Here is a 14245-nt window from a genome sequence, read left to right as displayed (position 1 = left end):
GAAACCATGTCTGAAACTTCCATGCTTGAAATTCGGCACTTAGCCGAACAGATGCGCGATCACCAAATCGCGAACCTGGAGGCGCAGCTCGCGGAGCTGCGTGTCTCTCCAGGCAATGGCCTCGCCGGCCCGTTCATTTTGACCATGACCATCGCCAACCTCGTGGTTCCAGTCAGCGCCGCCTTTGTCGTGCCGAGCCACATCCTCGGCCTACCAGGTGATGCCAACACCAGCTGGCACCTGGCGCTATTCAGTCCGTGGCCACCGACCGAGGCCGTTCTCCTGGATCTGCGCAACGCGCTTTTCGACGACGCGCCCAGCAGCGTCCGGGATCGAGTCGAACTGTTTTGTTACGACAATTCGGCACTGATGGCTAAGTGCCAAACAGCTGGTATCCAACTGACATTGCACGGGCAATTAAAATGACCGTTCGGACAACTTTTGCCCTCGATCTGAACGAAAACGACCGCGATGCGCTGCGAACTCTGCTGGAACAACCGGAAGCAGTAGCCAAGGCAGCAGCCCCGGCAGACCCACGAGAGCAAGCGCGGATCATCGATCTGCTCGTCGAGATCAAGGCCCAGTTGCCTGGTTGAGTTCTCTGAAGGAGGGGCTTTGCCTATCGAAATACAGAATTCTCCATGCATAGCCAGCTATCAGTTCCTCCAACGCCACTAGCGCTAAGCCTTCCAGTACGATGAGCCTTCAACAGATGAACTAGGAGTGGGGAAGGTGAAGCCTGAGTCGTCACGCGAACAATGGATTGATACTGCTTCGTTCAACGAGCGCTGGGAGATTCTTGAGGAAGGGGTCGGTGAGGGCGGTCAAGGAGTAGGGCACAAGGCTGTTCGCAAGGAGGATCAGCAGATCGCTTTCTTAAAGATCCTCAAAGAGGATCGTAGCGAACGACGTGCCAGATTCTATAGTGAGGCTCGCTCTTACAACTCGCTCTCAGGGCTTCAAGTCCCTCGAATGATCGAGTCCAATACTCATCTTCACGCTGACAAAAACGTCGGACTATATATCGCAACCGAATTTATTGAAGGAAGCACTCTGCGTGACTGGCTCAGTCGAAATAGGAAGCTCAGTCTCGACCAGATGATCGAAGTCACGCTCAAGCTACTGGATACGGTGGCTCATGCGCATGCTGCAGGAGTTCTCCACCGTGACATCAAACCGGACAACATTATCATGCGAGAGGGTGATGTGCTTTGCCCTGTACTGATTGACTTTGGCATCGCATACGATCAGAACTTGGATATGCCAAAGCCACTTACTTTGGAGGGTAATGAGCTTGGAAATAGATTCCTATCGCTACCGGAGTTGAAAGGGGGCAGTAAAGACAAGCGCAGCCCTGTTTCCGATCTCACGGTGGTTGCCGGTGTTTTCTTCTTTCTCTTCACCCATAGGAATCCGACCCAGCTAGTAGACGGGGAGGAGAAGCTTCCCCATCAGAGAGCGGACGTGCTGCGATACTTCTCAGGGTTTGAGCGAAGCGGCATTCGGAGCTTCTTCGACAAAGCATTCGCGGTACCTGTCAATAAACGGTTCCTGACCGCAGAGCAAATGAAGGACGGTTTACGCAAGATCCTCACAAGGCATTCTGAGCCAGAGCCGGCCGACAAGCATGAGCAGCTACAGCGGCTTATGGAAGATCGGTCCATTCAAAGCCGTGGAGATCGATCACAGCTTGTACGTAAAGCGCTGGAGTGGGCAATGGCGGCGTACAAGGATGTTGCAGTCAAAAGCAATGGACTTTTGACTGCCCAGCAAGTGGATATTGTTCCTAAAGCTGAGCTCGGCTTTGTGCGAATCCGTTGGGATATGGAAGGCGCCTATCGGCTGTGCACCTATATTTGGGTGGAGATAGCCGGCGGGGATCTTGTTTGGCATAACTTCTCAGGCGAGGTGCATCGGGTAGAGATCGGCATTGACCTAGAGAAGTTGTCACCATCCTCCGTCCTGGAGGAGGCCGTCATCACGGACATACTTCGTGTGATGAAGCATGAGCCGATAGATTTGACCCCTGAGTTTTCAGGACTTCATGTTCTCCGAGATCGCCTTACAAATTCGTGGGATGAAGCAATTGAACTGTCCCGCGTCTTCAATCTCCCGGTATTCACAATTGTCTATGATTGCGCTCAGCCGGTTGTACATCGAGAGCATTTACTTGAGAGAGTTTTAGGCGACCAGACGGTTCAGGATGTGCTCCGTTCGAGTTTCGTGCTACTGGTGGCTAAACGATCAAGCATGCCAAGTCATCTTGATCTTCCAAATGTCAGTGATCACAGCGGAGTCATCGTAGATGGACAATGGACCCGACAACGCCATCTGGCCGCAAACAGAGAGGCAGCTCGCATCGACTTGTCAGAATTGCAGCAGGGCTTCGCTCGCTAGATAACGGACCAACTGATCACCAATTGACCTATGCACGGTGCATAGGTCAATTGGACGACCTTAGAAAATGCGTCGTACCCACCGAAACGGAAATCTCATGTCAGCGTGTCAAGCATTAATGACGCAATGTTGCCCATGGACTCAATGGAAAAACGAGCTTGGGCGGGATTGATCCCGCTAATCCAAGGCCGTCCGTGACCAGTGCCCTCTTTGTTACGTAGAGCGTTCAAGGCGCAGCCCAAGTCATATGCGGCGCGCTCCATTCGCCTATTGACAGGTTCACCAGCGACTACTGGATCGCTTGGCGTGGCGAGGCCAAGGGCCGTAAATGCTTGACCTAACAACGTTGGAAAATTGGAGGTGCTTGGGTACGAACCCCACTTTTCCACCAGCACATGAGCAGCTGTTGCCTCCAGCAGGTCTTTGGCTGTGCCAGCTAACAGTGGGCTGTCCAAAGCACCGCGCCGTGCGCGGTCAGCATAAGCCTGCAGCGCTGAAGTAAGAGCCTTGCCCATCAGTGAGTCCAATACTCGCGGCTGAAGTGATCCATCCAACGAAAGAACCCAGCCTTGTGCAGCAAATACCGCGATGAGGTTTGTGATTGCCTCAGTGCCGCAGTAGTTGCTGGAGGTTGGGCGAAATCCGCCGTAGCCTTGGACAGTAGAAATGAGACCAGAAACAAGCAACTCGCCGGCAGCGGGATTATTCGATAGCGCCCAACTCAGGGTGCCGCGCACTCGTTTTGATTTTCCGGTGGGCTTGTTATTTAACCTTCCAGGATCTGCGGACGCGAGCTTGGCCTGATCGATCTGGAACTCGATGTCAGAGTGGGTGGGCTCACGCTTTTCAGTTTGTGAGTCATCAACGAGGCGTGAAATCGCTACGACAATAGCGTCCGTAAGTGGAGGTCGGTTTGCCATGGTGCCTGGTTTTCTCCCTAACCTTTTAAGACAAAAGCGCAGCCACTGGCTGTTCCGAGCTGATATGACCTATGCCCACATTACTGGCGTGCATATAGAGTGTCCATGGTCTGCTTTGGGCCGAAAGCGGGTGGGAATGGGGGCGAAGACCGATGCACGGTGCATAGCTCAACGGAGCAACCTCGGATGACGACACACCGCGTCTACTTAGATACCGAGTTCACCACCCTCAACCGCTACCGCGCACAGCTGATCAGCCTCGCCCTGGTAGTTCCTGGAGGCCCAGAGTTCTACGTCGAGTTGACCGATACCTGGTCAGCGGAAGACTGCTCGCCGTTTGTGATAGATACCGTTCTTCCCCTCCTCGATCGCGCCCGATACGGTCGCACCACCGACCAGTCCAGGGCCGAGCTGCTGGCGTTCCTGCAGGCCCTTGGGCCGGTTGAGGTAATCACTGACGCCCCCGATCACGACTGGCCCCTGCTGTTGTGGCTTGCAGGCCCTACAGGCCTACCGGCAAACGTACAGCCGGAACCTGGGCATCTGCCCATCGACCTGAACGCCACCTACAGCGGCGACGAGCCACCCCACCACGCCCTCCAGGATGCCCGCCTACTCGCCGCTCTCGCCGAGAAAACCAACCCCGCATGACGATGCTTCGTGTACGCTTAATCACATATCTGTGATTTTGCGTACAAGGACGGAGCACGATGAAAATCAACGCCGGCACTCTGCAGGACTACTTGGTCGCAACCTTTGAAAATGCCCAGGATCACGCATCCGAACCACCTCAACTGATGCTCCTGATTGAGCAGATGGACCAGATATTCCAGCGTGAGATATTCGCTCAGGATTTCGAGGTGCACCCAACGGCCTGTCTGTTGGTGATGAATGCCTACACCATGCTGCTGAGCGCAGTACGGCAGGCGCTGTCGGGGCATGTCGTATCGACGTATCCAATTGCACGCACAGCCTTAGAATCAGCCTGCTACGCATTCTTGATTGCCCGTGACGGAGCGAAGGCCGACATCTGGTTCCATCGGCATGATTCAGAGAAAGCTCATAAGAGCAGCCGGGACACGTTCACAGTCGCGAAGGCCGTGAAAGAGCTCAGGGTGATCGACCCTGTGATGGCTGAGTATGTCCAGGCGCACTATGACGCCTCAATCGACTTCGGCGCACACCCCAATCGGAAATCTGTGATTGATCACCTGGAGGACACCGGCCCACTCGAAGATGAGATGCACGGCTTTTCGTTGACGGGCGTTTATGGGCGAAACAGTTGGCACGTCAACCTAGGGTTGCTGGTCTGTGTTGAGGTGGGTCAGGCGATCGCGTTTCTGGTTGCCGCATCTGCCGAGGGTCACCCCCTGATCAATGAGCGCGTCGAGGTGTTTCAGGACTGGATGGACGCGAAAAACCGAATGGCCGAGGAGATCAACGGCGAACCCATCCACTACACAGGGCCGATGTATTCCTCAGTCGCCCCGACCTTGAGAATGAAGAGTTAGGCAGGCAGTTACCGCCTGCCTAACGAGCCTCTGGCAGGTAGCCGATCTACTGTGTCACTGCTGCGACGTGCTGCTGCTCGCCAAGCGAGTCGCTCATTTTCACCAGCACCTCCTTACGTTTTGCCTCAATATCGCGGCGCGCCTTTGCATATTGAGTCAGCAAGGATTTTTTCGCCTCTTTCAACTTTTCACTCGAAGCGCCAAGAGTGCTCAAAATCTCAGGTGTAGCCTTCATCGCGCGAGCTCGATCAACGGAAGCCTGCGCCCCTGCACTCAGGGCATTGAGGTCGTCGTAGGCTTTCCGAACCTGAGCGGCCAGCTGTTTCTTCTGGCAATTAAATGACTTGTTGATGTTTTGCATGGAGGCCAGAGTGATCTCCGACTTCATTGCTGTGCTGATGCCAGCGAAGGTGTTTTTTGAGCGCTGGGTCAATTCCTGGCTACGCTTTTCCATGTCCGCGCTAGTTGCTTTAACATCTGTAACAACAAGCGCTGGGTAGTTGAAAACAACGCGCTGACGTTCCATTCGTGTTTCGGGTACGCCGATAACCCAGTCTTGTCTTTTCATCGTGAACTCAGGAACGTCAAGCTTTGCCTCTTGCCGAGCCATAGTGATCACAGGGACATGAAGGCAAATATCCTTACCTGGTCGGATGGTAACTTTCGGGCAGCTGAAGGAAATTCCAAACGCCTCGCAGGTGCCACCTTCGACGACAGTTTCGGGGACACCTGGTGTGCACTGGAGCTCCATTGTCGTCTGGGGCACGTCCCACGACCACGTTTGGGTTTTCATCGTAACTTCAGGAAAATCCATCGACATAGGCGTGTCAACCATCGTGACTGATGGAAGGTCGAAGATCAGCTCCATTTGCTCGTCACGGAATGTAAAATCTACTTGTATGGCAGCCTCACCCGGATTTAGCTCTGGCATGTCATCTTTAATTGCTTTAGCTTCCTGCTCAATTTTGCTTTTTTCTGAGCTAATGACTTCGGTGAACTTGGCTTTGATGGCGTCCACATTGTTGCCGTTATTCAACGTGCACGATGTTGGGGACGAAAGCTGGGTGTTTGAGATTTCCGTATCAAGCATCTGTTGGTTGTCGGGCTCTGCTGCGAGCACCTGCAGCGATATAAGCGTAAGGGCTATTGCGAATGAGCGTTTGTCCATTTCAGTTGGCTCCATAGGGACGCAGGCACTGTGCCAGCACAGGTTGTATAGCTCATGCTGGAGTTGCGAGTGAGGTGCAGCATTTTCACGTCACGCACGGGCATGTGCCCGGGTACGGAGCTTACTACCCGGATCAGTTGGCGGAATTAGGAACACGCATGACGAAAGATGAACTGCGCGCCGAGTTGGAGCGCCAGAGGCAGAGGTTTGAAACGGTTTACGGCGGCGAAGTCGTGACGTACGCGGCTCAGCCAGAGCCAGAACGCAAGCCCTGGAGGAAACGCCCGAGCTTGCTCGATGAGGCCTTCCAGGAGGAGGTCAGGAAGGAAGAGCGCAGGCAGGCGACATTGCATCAGGACTGATCTTGCGCGACACTGCGGCCCGACAACTAACCCTCATGATCGGTATGGCGCGACCATTTTGCGCGAGGGAGAAAAGCCGGCCTAGCGCCGGTTTTTTCGCTTATGGATCCAGTGAAACTGTCTCGACATGAAGTCCCATAAAAACGACATTCGCTATCAGACGTACCGTTCTCAGGCTCGGAATCTGTCAGCTGAGCTTCTCCGCGAACAGCCTGACCTGCTACGCGAAGGCATCGATCCGCACCAGGTTAGATTCGAGCCGATCACCGATGAGGCTATCGAGGCCTGTCACCTCTGGGGCGAAGAGTCCGAGCTGTATCCATGGGAGGATGTCTCTTCTTGGAAGGCGACGGATCGCAAAGGCTTTGACCTGTCGCTGTGGTATGGGCCAGAGCTTTGCGGCCTCTGCTATGCAACACCCAAGCAGAGCAGCATCTGCATCAAAATCATTCTCCTTGAAGGCAAGCCCGACCAGTCGCATCCATTGAAGGGCGAAGTCGCGCCATTGGCCCTCTTGGCCATCGACTACTACGCTCGGATGATCAAATGCACGGAGATCGAGGTCCAAGACCCTGAACCCCTGGCAGTTCCTTGGTATTGCGAGCTTGGATTCGACTTCACAGAAGATGGTCGACTTGTCATCCAGGTCAATGCCTAATACGATGAATATCAAACCTATCGACACTGAGGTGTCTATGATCACCACCAAGCGCCAAGCAAAACCGTTGATTGCTAAGCTCGATGCCATCGTGCAGTTCGAGGCTGAAGCACGTCGCCTGGCTGGCCGGGTGTCCGAGAATCAGCTCCGTTTCCTCAAGGTCGCCAAAGCCAAGGGCAAGGAAATGGAACCTGTCGGCCGGATGGCCGGCGCCCGCGCCTAAAAGCGAACGGTTCACAAGAAGCCGCCCACGGGCGGCTTTTTTGCGCCAACGCGGGGCGCAAATCGAATGGAGGCAGCAATGACCGATCCAATTCACGACTACGATCCCACGCAAGCCCTGGAGGGCCGTGAGGCGATCGCTGTGTTCATCGCGGACGCCTTGGAAACGGGAGACGCCGCCTATATCGCCAAGGCTATGGACGTGGTTGCCCGTGCGAGGGGAATGATAGACCTCGATGATCTGCAGCTAGAGGTCCCGGCCAAAGCCCTGCCAGCCCTAGCCGAGATCCTGGATCAGGTTGCTAAGGGCCACGCTGTCGACATCCAGGCTATCCCCGCCCTGCTGGCCACCCACGAAGCGGCAGCCCTACTCAATCTCCCCCTCCCTCGGCTGCTGAAGCTCCTCGATGAGGGCGCGACAGCTCGCAAATGATTAAAGGGTGCCTGCGTGTTCAGGTTATCGACCTAGCGACTTTCAAGCACAGTCAAATGCAAGCAGCGCTGCCATGGATGAACTCGCAGACGAATCAGAGGGTTGAAGCTCGGCTACTGATTAAGTTTACGGGGGCGAGACTTTGTCTTTATCAGGACTGGTTTTGCTATCCATGTAGGGGCTAGTGATTCTGACACTTTATTCCGAAGATCCTGAGCCACTCGCGCTGGTGATTCTGACCCAGCCACTCCAGTGGTTGTGACCCACTACGCTGACGATGCTGACCCTCCACCCAAGCGCTAAATCTGCTCCCCCTCACGACAGGTCACCGCAATTAAATGACGAAGGGGCCATCGCCCCTTCGTTATCGATGATTACGTCTTGGCTGCTTGTTTACGCAGTGACTCGCCCTTGAGTCCTATTCGGTGTGACCGGTGGACGATACGATCTAGGATGGCCTCGGCCAGCGTGGCGTCGTTGAACATACTGTGCCAGTGCTCAGTAGGGAATTGGCTAGTGATGATCAGCGATCCGGCCTGCATCCGCTGATCGACAATATCCAGCAAGGTATATCCCACCGTGGGCTCCACCGGTGCCAACCCGAAGTCATCGAGGATAAGCAGGTGAGCTTTGCTCAAGGCTGCTCGGTACTTGGGTAGAGAGCCATCACCAATGGCGATTTGCAGCTCTTCATAGAGTTTCGATGCGTTTTTATAGATCACAGAGTAGCCCTGTCGGCAGGCCTGGCTGCCAAATGCGCAGGCGAGCCAACTCTTACCTGTGCCGGTGGCTCCGGTCAGCAGCAGGTTCTGTTGCTGAGCGATCCAGGAGCATCCCGCCAGACCGGCGATCACTTGCTTATCCAGACCGCGACTGCTGCGGTAATCCAGATCCTCAAGGTGCGCGGCATAACGCAGTTTCGCCTGCTTCAGTAGTCGAGACAGTTTGCGGTTCTCGCGCTCGCTGAGTTCACGATCCACCATCAGGCCGAAGCGATCATCGAAGGGAAGTTCCTGCATGCGCGGCTGCTCAAGCTGATCGCGGTAGGCCTTGGCCATGCCGGACAATTGCAGTTGCTGGAGCTTGCTTTGGGTCTGCTGATTCAGCATGTCGAGCGATCCTTTTCATCAGCAAAGTAGTGGGCACCACGCAGGTTCTCGTGAGCGGGTGTTGAGCTGGGCAGAGCTTTCAGACCAGGACGCTTGTCGGGCTGCTCGCGCAAGATGGATTGCAGGCTTTTCAGGGCGAAGGTATTAATGGTCAGCGCATAGGCACAGGCCTCCTCCAGTCGGGCATCGCCATGTAAACGAGCCTCTTTACGCAAAGCGCTGGCGGCCTTGTACCCGTTGGCCACATCGGTACGTTCGGTCAGGTGATACTGCAAGTGACGTAGCAGCGCAGGCCCGACCCTTTCGCCCCAAGCGAGCAATGCGGCGGGCTCACTCTCAGCGTAATACTGGTGGTTGGGCGGCCTGTGCTCCGGCTGCATGCTGATCCCAGAGACATACTGCCGGGGATGACTACTGACACGCAGATGGTTGTGAAAGACCTCCACGACCTCGCCCGTAGCGCGCACATCCACTTGCTGCTGCACCAATCGGCTCGGTACGGAATAGTGATGGTTGTCGTACTCCACTAGGTAATCACTGCGCACCCGCACCTTGAAGCGCCAATCGGCATGCTCATAGGCGTGGATCGGCAGTGGCTGGAGAGCAGGCTGTTCCACCTCGACGAACAGGCTGTGCCGACTGCAACCAGGCTGTCGCTTGAATGGGCGCTGATTGAATGCCGGTAGCAATTCCAATATGGCCTGATTTAGTTCTGCCAAGCTGAAGAATCGACGGTGACGCAGGGCTGCCAGCAGCCAGCGCTGAATCAGTTTCACTCCGGCCTCCACCTTGCCCTTGTCTTTAGGTTTACGCGGGCGCGCCGGCAAAATGATGGCCTGGTAGTGCTGGGCCAGTTGCTGGTAGATCAGGTTGAGCTGAACCTCATTCTTGCCATGCTTGATCACAGCCGCTTTGAGATTGTCGGGAACAAGCAGGCGGGGTACACCTTCGAAGAAATTGAAAGCCTGCACATGGCAGTGCATCCAGTCTTCAATCCGTTGACTCCAGACTGCGCAGGCGAAGGTGTAGCTGGAGTAGCCCAGCACACCGACAAAGATTTGCGCCATCCGAGGTTCTGATTGACCGTCCAGATAGACCGGCATGGTCTTGCCGGAGAAATCCAAAAAGAGCTTGTCGCCAGGCTGATGCAGCTGACGCATTGCCAATGGCTGCTGCTGTAGGAAGCGGCGATAGCTGGACGTGAACTGCGAATAGGCTATGCCGCCTGGCTCGGTGGCCCGCCATTCACGCCATAGCAGTTCCAAGGTGACGCTGGGGTTGCGCATCTCCGCATGCACCCAATTCCAGTCGGGACAAGCTTTCAAGCGAAAGCCACTGAATGGCTTGATCCCCAAATGATCATAGAGCTGTTCATCACTCCACCCGGCAAGCTGACCCAAGTCGAGATCAATGCGCTCCAAATGGCGTTGTAAGCGCTTGAGGCTGTTGCGCGAAAGCCCAGTGCTATGAGCAATTTCGCGCGTTGATAGACGTGTGCCATAGTGCAAGCGCACGGCTTCGCGCAGGAGGCGCGGTTCAATCCGGACTCTCATCCATACTCCTTCGTACCCCGTGAGTGGGGCGCTGAACGGCAGGCAGTACCTGCCCCTCGGCCTTGACAGCCGATAGAAGGACGCTGAGAATTCACAAGCGTTGAAGGTGCTTATGTCATCTGGAAAAAGGCTCGGAGTTGCTGCTCCGGGCCTTTTTTGCGTCCACAGTTTTTGTTTGCCTGTACGATCTAATCGATAACCTGACTCCCTATGGCTCTGTGAGGCTCAACTGCTATGGTGGCTCGATACTCCAGCCTGGGCTACAAGCCAACGCTCTACCTCCTGCTTGAGAAATAAGCGGCGGCGGCTGACACGGAACGATGGAGACATCGGTAAGCCCATGCTCAGCCGGTTGCGCGCCGTATGCTCAGAAATCCTGAGAATCTGGCTCACCTCCTTGAGTGTCATCGTTTCCACCGTTGTCTCCTTGCGTGGGCAGCAATATCCCGATGCCGCATGCTAGGTACTAGGCGGATGCTTAACTACTAGCCAGATTGGACACTTGATTTGCCTCTCTACATAGATGACGTATTTCTCGACTCTCTCGCCTATGAGGAGGTGGCAGTTGCTCTCTGGGCAATAAGGTTGCACGCCTCTGACGAGGCTGTAACGCCAACCATCGCGCTTCGGCTGATCAGGCAGTATCTGCAACCCCTGATCCCTCCCGAGCACTGCCATTTGCTTTATAAGCAGCGGGTGCCGACGTGGAACGGCATTTGGGGGATTTACGCCTCACTAGGGTTTGCTGTTTGCCAGAGCAACGACCCTCGCCTACTTGAAGTGATGAAGGCAGTGCAACTGATCCATGCCAACACCACATGGCCGCCAAGGGAATACACCTTCCCCACCGTCGTTGAAGTGACGAACTTCCTCAGCATATGCAACCATCTGCAAATCCCGGCTCAGGGTATGATTCGTGCAGAAGACGGATCCCAAATTGACCTTTTCAGCTTTTGCACTTTGTGCTGGCGACAACCACTGACAGGAAGAAAGCTCTGCGCACACCATGCACCGAATGCTCCGCTTCAGGACGAAGTCGGAACGCAGGCAGCTGCCGCGCGATACAAGTCAGGTGTTCGCCAGAGAGAACGGTTCGATAAGGAAGTAAATCGTATTCTGACCAAGGAAGTGACCGAGTTTCATGAAGGGCTCTTCACGCCCGTCGTGCTGTTCCCCGAACAGGATATAGCTATCTGGCTGACCGAACGCCGTCCTCTGCTGTGGCGATTGCTTAGTGAGCGTCAGCAAGAACTCAACGATGGAAACGCAGTTAGCTTGCTGCTTGATCTACTGCACAGCCCTGACGGACTGCCGCCCAAGGCATATCAGATTTACCGACAAATCAATAGGCACCTGCAGGGCCATCCGCTTCTGATTTGGCCAATGCTCATGCGGGCCGAGGGGTGGTACCGATGTTGAGAAAAAGTGCGGGGGCAATGGGGCGGTAAACGCTCTGGTGCAGGGCGTCCCGTGCAGCTAGCCACAGAACCGCCAGCTACCTCCCCAGATGCCGGGACGCAGGTCACGGTTACGCGATTATGAACCCTGATGAAATGCTGGTAGGTCTTCACATCTGATCATCCCTAATGAGCGTTCGCTTTGGGTCTAAATCGCCCCCTCGCGACCGGCAGTAATCGGCCTAGGCTTTGTAAAAACGTTTTCGAGTGCGATAGGTGCGCAGAGCCGGACTGAAAATTGCGCCTATGGGCGAAATGCGTATCTGCTGACGAGCCGATAAATTTCAGATTTCACGTAGACACACGCACTTCAATTTTTGCGAGGCGTTTTTACACACTCTTGGCCTATCGCTGTCTTTCGATGCGTAGGACGCAGGTTCGATCTCCCCGCCCCGGCAATCATTGCTACAGTCGATTGAATGTGGATCTTCTGGTTAATCCGAGCGTGCGCTCTCAGATTTTGCATTCTTGACTTGGTTCAATAACCGTAAAAATTGTTAGCTATTGAGGCAGGCCTTCACAGTGTCATCCAGGATGGCTATCAGCTCGGTGATGATTATTTCCGCGGGCCAAATGAGTTTCTTATCGCCCATGCATTTTTCTAATGATTTTTGCTATGGCAGTCCACTCGGTGTTGGCCAGATCCATCGTAGCATTTTAAGACGTGGCAGCTACATGCTGGCGAAATATCAGATACGTACTCGTACTCACGCCACCGAAAAACCAGTGGCGTGAGCTAGCCTATCAATTATTTGATGTCACGGCTTGGCAACGTGCCAGACTTGGTTGACGCCGTCACCAGTTGTATCGCCTGGCTTGACATCTTTGACCCAGCTGTAAAGTGGCATGCCTTTGTATGCCCATTGTTTTGTGCCATCGTCTCTAGTAACGATAGAGTAATCATGCTCCGCTTTCGCGTCTGCGGATACCGCTAAAGGTGGCCAGTTTGCAGCGCATGGCCCATTGCAGGCCGACTTGCCCGAGGAGTCCTTACCAAAGGTATAAAGAGTCATACCTTTGGCGTCTACGAGTACTTTTCCCTTGTCCGTTTCAGCAACCTTGACTGGCGCATCGGCGAGCGCCAAACCCGACATACAGCAGGCGGTGACAGCGACGGTGAAAATCATCTTTTTTAACATACGTATCCCCTTCTGGTGTTTTTAGCTTTTAGAGACTCACCTGCTATCTGGAGCAGCACGTGATTAAATAGTAGACGCCGTAGAAAAAACGTCCTGATATCATTTTTGCTGGAGTCCTGTTCGCCCCCGGCCCTGTGCTTTCTCGATTGGGCAACGCGCCGCTCACGGTCAAGCATCACTCGCTAATCCCAATGAGTGAAGGCGACTCATCCACCAGAACTCATCACTTTCACTCATTATTATTTATCCAGTCGTGGATTATTAGCAGTCCCCCGATGAAGACCAGGGCTGTCCAGTCAGTCGGCCTCGAGCGTCGAAACCACCTTGTTGCTGGCGAGATCGACTGTGGAGATACTCAAGTCCTCGTTGAGGACATAAGCCTTCGACTTGTCTTTGCTGAATACAATGGCCTGGCGGGGCGCCTTCAAACCGGTCACAGTCGTCGTCACTTTTAGCGTTTTGGTGTCGATCACTGAAAGGCTGTTGTCACCCAGGTTACCAGAGTAGACGTGCCGCCCGTCTGGAGTCAGAGCTGCGCCGTAGGGGTCTTTGCCCACCATGACCGTGGTTGTGATTGCGCGTTTTCGAGTGTCGACAACTGCGATGCTGTTACTGCCACTGTTAGCCGCGTACAGCGTATTACCGTCGGCTGATATGGAGATGGCGCGCAACTTGTTGAAGCCAGTGATCTCACCTTTGATCGTATTAGTTTTGCTGTCGACCAGGGTGATTTTGTCGCCAAGAAAGTTTGTGACATAGACGGTTTTGCCGTCAGGGCTTAATCGGATGCCTTGGCGCGGTTGGGAGAAGCCAGGTACCACAGCGACTGGCCGCTGGTGATCAAGATCAATGACCGACAGCGTGCTGGCCGCTTCATTGTTGACGTAGAGCAAGCCTCCGTCCTTGCTGAGTGTGGTACCAAAAGCACCTGCGCCCAATGGAATATCTGCGATCACTTTTAAAGTCTTGGTGTCAATCTTGCGCACGACCCCCAAACTGCTGTCGGAGAGGTAGAACACATCGCCAGTTGGCGAAAACACAATATTTCGCGGCGTGACGTATCCGTTCAGAACCTGCCGAACCTTGCCGTTTTTCAAATCATAGACCACTACATCTGGACGCTGACTGTACGAGACCACCGCCGTCATTTCATCTGGGCTGACAGCCAGCGAGTTGTTGCGAATATCGCCGTCAAACGTCCATCGATCTTGCGCGGCTAATGCGTTCATCGTTGTGGTCAACGCAACGCCCAGCGTCAGGGCTTTGACGGTTTTATTTATCACATTCATCAGAGCTTCCTCATAAGGGTAAGCAAG

The 14245-nt window shown here is 54.5% G+C and carries 17 protein-coding genes; 10 read left to right on the top strand and 7 right to left on the bottom strand.

The window, feature by feature from the left end; genetic code table 11:
- The first annotated feature begins 6 nt into the window (after positions 1–6).
- The 3 genes from BM279_RS11295 (at position 7) to BM279_RS11290 (ending at position 2397) form a co-directional block, all read left to right on the top strand.
- Positions 7–426 (top strand): hypothetical protein, encoded by a 420-nt coding sequence (locus tag BM279_RS11295; RefSeq protein ID WP_093503771.1) that lies wholly within the window; start codon positions 7–9, stop codon positions 424–426.
- Entirely contained in the window at positions 423–596 is a 174-nt protein-coding gene (locus BM279_RS23375) for a hypothetical protein (protein ID WP_167363131.1), read from the top strand. The genes BM279_RS11295 and BM279_RS23375 overlap by 4 nt, the downstream gene beginning before the upstream one ends.
- 136 nt (positions 597–732) lie before the next feature.
- Positions 733–2397 carry a serine/threonine protein kinase gene (locus BM279_RS11290; RefSeq protein WP_167363130.1) on the top strand — a complete coding sequence of 555 codons (1665 nt, stop codon included), beginning with the start codon at positions 733–735 and terminating at the stop codon, positions 2395–2397.
- Positions 2398–2492: 95 nt separating this feature from the next.
- On the opposite strand, the gene BM279_RS11285 is transcribed toward BM279_RS11290, so the two are convergent.
- Positions 2493–3317, bottom strand: a complete 825-nt coding sequence (locus tag BM279_RS11285) for an abortive infection family protein (protein WP_093503767.1) — start codon at positions 3315–3317, stop codon at positions 2493–2495.
- A 186-nt stretch (positions 3318–3503) separates the two neighbouring features.
- On the opposite strand from BM279_RS11285, the gene BM279_RS11280 reads away from it, so the two are divergent.
- Both BM279_RS11280 and BM279_RS11275 read left to right on the top strand, forming a co-directional pair.
- Positions 3504–3968, top strand: a complete 465-nt coding sequence (locus BM279_RS11280) for a 3'-5' exonuclease family protein (RefSeq protein WP_093503765.1) — start codon at positions 3504–3506, stop codon at positions 3966–3968.
- A 59-nt stretch (positions 3969–4027) separates the two neighbouring features.
- Positions 4028–4828, top strand: coding sequence for a hypothetical protein (locus tag BM279_RS11275; protein WP_093503763.1), 801 nt, complete (start codon positions 4028–4030; stop codon positions 4826–4828).
- Positions 4829–4874: 46 nt separating this feature from the next.
- Here BM279_RS11275 and BM279_RS11270 read toward each other — a convergent pair whose 3' ends face one another.
- Positions 4875–5996 (bottom strand): hypothetical protein, encoded by a 1122-nt coding sequence (locus BM279_RS11270; RefSeq protein ID WP_093503761.1) that lies wholly within the window; start codon positions 5994–5996, stop codon positions 4875–4877.
- 158 nt (positions 5997–6154) lie between these two features.
- Between BM279_RS11270 and BM279_RS11265 the strand changes: the two genes are divergently transcribed.
- The 4 genes from BM279_RS11265 (at position 6155) to BM279_RS23590 (ending at position 7671) form a co-directional block, all read left to right on the top strand.
- Positions 6155–6358 carry a hypothetical protein gene (locus BM279_RS11265; protein ID WP_093503745.1) on the top strand — a complete coding sequence of 68 codons (204 nt, stop codon included), beginning with the start codon at positions 6155–6157 and terminating at the stop codon, positions 6356–6358.
- 127 nt (positions 6359–6485) lie between these two features.
- Positions 6486–7016, top strand: a complete 531-nt coding sequence (locus tag BM279_RS11260; RefSeq protein WP_093503743.1) for an N-acetyltransferase — start codon at positions 6486–6488, stop codon at positions 7014–7016.
- A 37-nt stretch (positions 7017–7053) separates the two neighbouring features.
- Positions 7054–7239: a hypothetical protein gene (locus BM279_RS11255; RefSeq protein ID WP_093503741.1), complete on the top strand. Its 186-nt coding sequence runs from the start codon at positions 7054–7056 to the stop codon at positions 7237–7239.
- 78 nt (positions 7240–7317) lie between these two features.
- Entirely contained in the window at positions 7318–7671 is a 354-nt protein-coding gene (locus tag BM279_RS23590; RefSeq protein ID WP_244154157.1) for a helix-turn-helix domain-containing protein, read from the top strand.
- A gap of 374 nt (positions 7672–8045) precedes the next feature.
- On the opposite strand, the gene istB is transcribed toward BM279_RS23590, so the two are convergent.
- The 3 genes from istB to BM279_RS23750 form a co-directional block, all read right to left on the bottom strand.
- Positions 8046–8780 (bottom strand): IS21-like element helper ATPase IstB, encoded by a 735-nt coding sequence (gene istB / locus BM279_RS11245; RefSeq protein WP_042920210.1) that lies wholly within the window; start codon positions 8778–8780, stop codon positions 8046–8048.
- Entirely contained in the window at positions 8774–10333 is a 1560-nt protein-coding gene (gene istA, locus BM279_RS11240) for an IS21 family transposase (RefSeq protein WP_042920212.1), read from the bottom strand. The genes istB and istA overlap by 7 nt, the downstream gene beginning before the upstream one ends.
- Before the next feature lie 225 nt (positions 10334–10558).
- Positions 10559–10741: a helix-turn-helix domain-containing protein gene (locus BM279_RS23750; protein ID WP_353887144.1), complete on the bottom strand. Its 183-nt coding sequence runs from the start codon at positions 10739–10741 to the stop codon at positions 10559–10561.
- Positions 10742–10840: 99 nt separating this feature from the next.
- On the opposite strand from BM279_RS23750, the gene BM279_RS11230 reads away from it, so the two are divergent.
- Positions 10841–11752: a hypothetical protein gene (locus tag BM279_RS11230; protein ID WP_093503739.1), complete on the top strand. Its 912-nt coding sequence runs from the start codon at positions 10841–10843 to the stop codon at positions 11750–11752.
- Positions 11753–12548: 796 nt separating this feature from the next.
- Here BM279_RS11230 and BM279_RS11225 read toward each other — a convergent pair.
- Positions 12549–12929: a COG4315 family predicted lipoprotein gene (locus BM279_RS11225; RefSeq protein WP_042920220.1), complete on the bottom strand. Its 381-nt coding sequence runs from the start codon at positions 12927–12929 to the stop codon at positions 12549–12551.
- A 296-nt stretch (positions 12930–13225) separates the two neighbouring features.
- Positions 13226–14218 carry a YncE family protein gene (locus tag BM279_RS11220; RefSeq protein WP_042920222.1) on the bottom strand — a complete coding sequence of 331 codons (993 nt, stop codon included), beginning with the start codon at positions 14216–14218 and terminating at the stop codon, positions 13226–13228.
- Positions 14219–14245: the final 27 nt, after the last annotated feature.

Source organism: Phytopseudomonas straminea, assembly GCF_900112645.1.
Lineage (GTDB): Bacteria > Pseudomonadota > Gammaproteobacteria > Pseudomonadales > Pseudomonadaceae > Aquipseudomonas > Aquipseudomonas straminea.
Note: the sequence above shows the minus strand (reverse complement) of the source record. Positions and strands in the feature narration are given on the sequence as shown.